The sequence below is a fragment of the bacterium genome (assembly GCA_035370465.1).
Lineage (GTDB): Bacteria > Ratteibacteria > UBA8468 > B48-G9 > JAFGKM01 > JAGGVW01.
The window spans coordinates 1-5,782 of the sequence record DAOOVW010000069.1 but is presented as its reverse complement, the minus strand read 5'-3'; the positions used below and the strand labels follow the sequence as shown (position 1 = coordinate 5,782).

Here is a 5,782-nt window from a genome sequence, read left to right as displayed (position 1 = left end):
CCCGTAGGGTCCTCGCTTTTGGCTACGGATCCCCTCAGGGCGTAGCCCCTACGGGCGAGCCTACCTTCCTTTTGATAAAGGAAGGAGTCATTTCCCCCTTTATAAAGGGGGATGAGGGGGATTTGATAAAATCCATCCCATCCTTCCCTTAAAAAGGGAAGGAGTATATTCTCCCCTTTCATAAACCGACTGAAGTAGCGAAGGGTAGCAGGGCAGAGTTGGTGCGTCATCGTCTCCCAGATAGCACAACGGGAGTTAGAGGGGATTTAGGGAGTTACAGATAGCACAACGGGGATTAAGATGAGGGAAAAAATGAAAATAGTAGCAGAAAATAAAATTAAGTTATCGGAATTAAAAAAAATGGCAGAAGAAAGTTTTGGAAATTTAGTAAAAGGTGTTGTTGACATTGAAAAAAAAATTATGGTGATTGGCGGGGAATTACATAGTGATGAAGAAGCATTTTTGCTTGAAAATGGGTCAGAACAAAAAAATATATGGGGAATAAATATTTATCCAGAAAAAATAGGAGATGATTTTATTGAATTTGATTCTATTATAAATTTAAGACCTTCTTTTGGAAATAGAACAAGAGGAATTGAAAGTTATGAAATAAGAAATAAAATTATTGAAATAGTAAAGGGAAAAGTGGAAAATGACATACCATAAAGAACTTGCAGATGGAAAATGGTTTAAATTATCTCTTGTTGAACAGTTGGCAAATATTGGAAGTGAAGTTTTAAGGGCAATTTCATGGGAAAAAAAAGATAAAAATTATTCAAAACTTGCTGCTGAAAGAGGAATTGAACTTATTGACCTTACAATTTCTGACCCCAAAAATAGAAAGCGACTGAAAGAAATTTGTAGATTGAGAGAACTTGTATGTGATTATTTCTTTTTTGATAATGAGTATAGGTCAGATGAAAAACAATGGGAAAATTATTTTTGCCCTTTTATGGTGTATGTTAGAAAAAAAAGATATGATGTAAAAGAAAAATGAAAAATTTAATACTGTCAAGTTAATAAATTCTGACAATTTTCCCTCTGTTAAACCGACTAAAGTAGCGGGGATTAGCAGGGCAGAGTTGGTGTTTAATTCTCCTTTTAATTCTCCCCTTTAATAAAGGGGAGATAGAGGGGATTTCGAGTAATTACAGAAAATCTATCCCAACCTTCCTTTGTAAAAGGAAGGAGAAAAACTTCCCCCTTTAGCAAACCGACTAAAGTAGCGGGGATTAGCAGGGCAGAGTTGGTGTTTTAAATATAAATCCATCCCCTCGGGCATAGCCCAGAGAAATTCTGTGGATTACTATATCCGTAGCCAAAAGCGAGGACCCTACGGGCGAGCCTCTCCCCGCAGGGGAGAGAGAAGAAAGAAAAGAGGAGAGATTTAAAACAAGACAATAAATTTGGTGTCAAATTTGTATGAAAAGCAAAGGAAATAAATGGAAAAAGAAAATGGGGAAAACCCCCTCACCCCCGCCCTCTCCCCGCAGGGGAGAGAGAAGAAAGAAAAGAGGAGAGATTTAAAACAAGACAATAAATTTGGTGTCAAATTTGTATGAGAAGCAAGGAAAATAAATGGAAAAAGAAAAAATAATTATTGAGTACACAAATTATAAATTAAAACCAGAAAATGAAATAGAAGAACTTTTGAAAGGGACAAAAAGTATTTATATTTTCTGGTGTAAAAAATGTTTTACAAAAGCGACACTTGACGAGCCCTTTCCTGAAATAATTGGGAAGATAAAGCAGGAGAAAAAAGTTGATTTTTCTGCTGTAGATTTTTTATGTAACAATTATCATATAAATAAAATAATTGAAGACATTGATTTTTCTTCTTTTGAAGTAATTGGAGTTATTTCCTGTGGAATTGGGATACAACTTGTTTCAGATATTATTGATAACAAGATAGTGATTGCCCTTTCAGATACAATTTCTTTTAGTGAAAATTCTACCAATTTCCCTATTGAGCATGGTATTAGTTTAAGTCCTGAAAAATGTGGTGGATGTGGACAATGTTATCTCAATATTACCGGTGGAATTTGTCCTATTATAAATTGTGCAAAAGGACTTTTAAATGGACCATGTGGAGGAGCGGATAAAAATGGAATGTGTGAAGTAAATAAGAATAAAAAATGTGCATGGATTGAAATATATGAAAGATTAAAAAAACAAAAAGAGAAATTAAATCCTACAATTGAAATTAGAAATTACAATATTATACCAGATGAAGAAAAAGAAAAAAGGACAGATGAAAATATTGAAAGAAGACAAAGTGGCTTTTATGGTGGTTTATATCCAGAAGAGGAAAAGGAGAAAACAGAAAATATAAAAATTAAAAAGTATCAAGACCCCCCTTATGTAATTATATTTCTTTCTCAACACACAGGAATACCATCTATTCCAATTGTTAAAGTTGGAGATAAAGTAAAAGTTGGGCAGAAAATTGGCTCTTCTTCTGGTTTTATTTCTTCCAATATTCATTCAAGTATAAGTGGTAAAGTCCTTTCAATTGAAGAAAAAATACATCCAGTAAGTTTAACTTTGGAACCAGCAATAGTTATAGAAAATAATGGTTTAGATGACTTATCTTCTGAAATTCAACCACTTGAAAATTGGTATAACTTACCAAAAGAAAAAATTTTGGATTTCATAAATGAAAAAGGAATTGTTGGATTGGGTGGGGCAATGTTTCCAACACATGTAAAATTATCCCCACCAAAAAAGGTAGATACTTTAATAGTTAATGGATGTGAGTGTGAACCATTTTTAAATTCAGATAACAGGGTTATGATTGAGTATTATAGGGAAATTATAAAAGGAATTGAAATTGTTAAAAAAATTCTTGAAGTTAAAAATGTTATTGTTGGAATAGAAGATAATAAAAAGGTCGCAATAAATTTATTAAAGCAATATTCATCTGAAAATATAAAAATTTCACAATTACCAACAAAATATCCAGAAGGTGCAGAAAAAATTTTAATAAAATGCCTAACTGGTAGGCAAGTTCCTAAAAAAGGGCTACCTTTTGATGTTGGTGTTGTTGTTTTAAATATAAGCACAATTCTTGCAATTTATAGAGCAATAAATTATGGGTTTCCTCTTATCAGTCGTGTTATTACAATATCAGGAGAAGATATTAAAATGACAGGAAACTATGAAATAAAAATTGGTTTTCCATTAAAGCATATTATTCCGTCATTTATTGATGAAAATGAGATTTCTGAATATGATATAAAAATGGGTGGTCCAATGATGGGAATTTGTCAGGAAAATTTTGAAACAGCAGTAATAAAAGGAACAACTGGTTATACATTTTTAAAGAAAACACCTGTAAATTTTGATGAAGATAGAAATTGTATAAAATGTGGTAGATGTGTTGATGCCTGTCCTGTAGAATTATATCCACTTTACTTTGCTCTTTTAGGGCAGGAGGGAAAATTTTTAGAAATGGGGAAATATAATGTTAATGAATGTATTGAGTGTGGTTGTTGCCAGTATATTTGTTCATCAAAAATAAACTTGCTTAAATTTATAAAAGAAGGGAAAAAATGCTTGCAACAAAAATAAAAAATGAAGATGAAATTTTAAAATATCTTGAAAAAAAAGTAATTGTTTTTAAATGTTTTGGTTGTAAAGAAGTTTATTTTCCAGAAGAAGGAATAAATGAATTTTTGAAAAAGAACAACCAGAATATAATTGAAATTATAAAAATAGATTATCTTTGTAATGAGGAGTTTGCAGAAACAATTGTTAATAAAAACATTAAAAAATTTGAAAAATGTGAAAATATTATTGTTTTCTCCTGTGGTGTTGGTGTTCAGGTGATTTCAAAAATTTTAATTGAGGATAAAAAAGTTTATAAAAATATTAGTGTCGGATGTGATTCATTTTGTTTAGATGGATTTCAGGGGATAACTGCCCAAAAGTATAGTTGTTCTGGATGTGAAGAATGTTATTTGAATTGGACAGGTGGAATATGTCCTTTTACTTCTTGCTTAAAAGGACTTTTAAATGGACCCTGTGGAGGAGCGGATAAAAATGGAAAATGTGAGGTAAATAGGTCAAGAGATTGTGCATGGATAAAAATTTATGAAAAGATGAAAAAATTGGGTATAGATAAAAATTTGAAAGAAAACGATATTTTTATCAAGAATTATTTGTTAATGGGGAAGAAGAAGGAATTCCCTCTTTAATAAACAGGATTTTTCCCTTTATAAAAGGGGAGTTAGAGGGGATTTTAATACTCTCCCCTTTAACAAACCGACTGAAGTTGCTTACCTTGTGCCTCAGAGTTGGTGCGTTATCGTTTCTTAGATAGCACAACAGGGGTGAGGGGAGATTTATAGCAAGCACAACGGGGATTAATTCTCCCTTTTATAAAGGGAGATAGAGAGGGATTTATAATTAAAATACATCCATACCTTCCCCTCCACATTCGCCAGAAACAATGGCGAATCAGCTGCTATTTTTGGCGGAAAGATGGACGGGCAAGCTTTGATAAAGGAAGGAGACAACGTTCCCCCTTTAATAAACCGACTAAAGTTGCAAAGTTTAGCCCACAGAGTTGGTGCCGTAATGTATTTCAATAGGCACAACGGGGATTAGGAGGGATTTCATCTCTTCTCCCCGCCGGGGAGAAGTGGGGGATGAGGGGGAGTTGATATTTCCCCCTTTAATAAACCGACTAAGGTAGCAAAGTTTAGTAAAGGAGAGTTGGTGCCGTAATGTATTTCAAAAGGCACAACAGGTATAAAGGGGGATTTCAAGGGGGATTTGAGAAGCATAATGGCGTTAGGTTCGTCCCCTCGGACTACACGCGAGGGGAAATTTTTGAATTTCGCTATTTTTATTAAGAGGAGAGAGTAGTGTCAAAAAATAGATGAAAAGGAGATGAAATCGCCCCTCACCTATATCCTCTCCCCATAGGGGAGAGGGGCGAGAGTGAGGGGGAAATGAACAGGTAACAAAAATTTTGACAGTACCAAAGGAGAGAAAAAGGAGAAAAAATGGTAAGCGAACTTGAAGAAAAATTAACTAATAATAAGTTTGTTATAACTTCTGAAGTTGGACCGGGAAAAGGAACAAATTTAAAATTTCTTGAAGAAGTTGAAGTTTTAAGAGGGAAAGTAGATGCATTAAATGTGACTGACTTACAAAGTTCTGTTATGCGACTTGGCTCACTTGCTGTTTCTCATTTACTTATTGAAAAGGGATTTGAGCCAATTTTTCAGATTACATGCAGAGATAGAAACCGACTTGCCTTACAATCAGACCTTTTATCTGCTTATGTTTTAGGTATAAGAAATGTTTTATGCTTGACAGGTGACCATACAACCTTAGGTGACCATCCAGATAGTAGACCAGTTTTTGACTTAGATTCTGTTTCATTATTAAAGACAGCATCTTGCCTAATTGAAGGGAAAGACATTGTAGGTAACCAATTAGATGGAAAACCAGAATTTTTTCTTGGGGCAGTTGTAAGTCCCTGTTATGAGCCAGTAGAATTACAAGTTATAAAAATGGAGAAAAAAATAGAGGCAGGAGCAAAGTTTTTTCAGACACAGGCCGTCTATGATATAAGTATTTTTGAAAAATTTATAAAAATGACTGAAAATTATAAAGTTCCGGTTCTTTGTGGAATTGTTCTTCTTAAATCAGCAGGTATGGCAAAATATATGAATGAAAATGTTGCGGGTGTTAGTGTTCCCGAAAAATATATAAAAATGATGGCAGAAGCAAAAAAGGAAGAAAGGGCAAAAGTAAGTATTCAAATAGCAAC

Annotated in this window: 5 protein-coding genes; all 5 read left to right on the top strand. The window is 33.5% G+C overall.

The window, feature by feature from the left end; translation table 11 throughout:
* Positions 1-312 precede the first annotated feature (312 nt).
* Positions 313-666, top strand: coding sequence for a DUF5674 family protein (locus tag PLW95_07680; protein ID HOV22534.1), 354 nt, complete (start codon positions 313-315; stop codon positions 664-666).
* Positions 653-997: a hypothetical protein gene (locus PLW95_07675; GenBank protein ID HOV22533.1), complete on the top strand. Its 345-nt coding sequence runs from the start codon at positions 653-655 to the stop codon at positions 995-997. Before PLW95_07680 ends, PLW95_07675 begins: the two co-directional genes overlap by 14 nt.
* 581 nt (positions 998-1,578) lie before the next feature.
* Positions 1,579-3,570 carry an electron transport complex subunit RsxC gene (rsxC, locus tag PLW95_07670; GenBank protein ID HOV22532.1) on the top strand — a complete coding sequence of 664 codons (1,992 nt, stop codon included), beginning with the start codon at positions 1,579-1,581 and terminating at the stop codon, positions 3,568-3,570.
* Positions 3,552-4,196, top strand: a complete 645-nt coding sequence (locus PLW95_07665) for a methylenetetrahydrofolate reductase C-terminal domain-containing protein (protein ID HOV22531.1) — start codon at positions 3,552-3,554, stop codon at positions 4,194-4,196. Before rsxC ends, PLW95_07665 begins: the two co-directional genes overlap by 19 nt.
* A gap of 813 nt (positions 4,197-5,009) precedes the next feature.
* Positions 5,010-5,782 (top strand): methylenetetrahydrofolate reductase (locus PLW95_07660; protein ID HOV22530.1); only part of this gene is annotated, 773 nt, incomplete at its 3' end.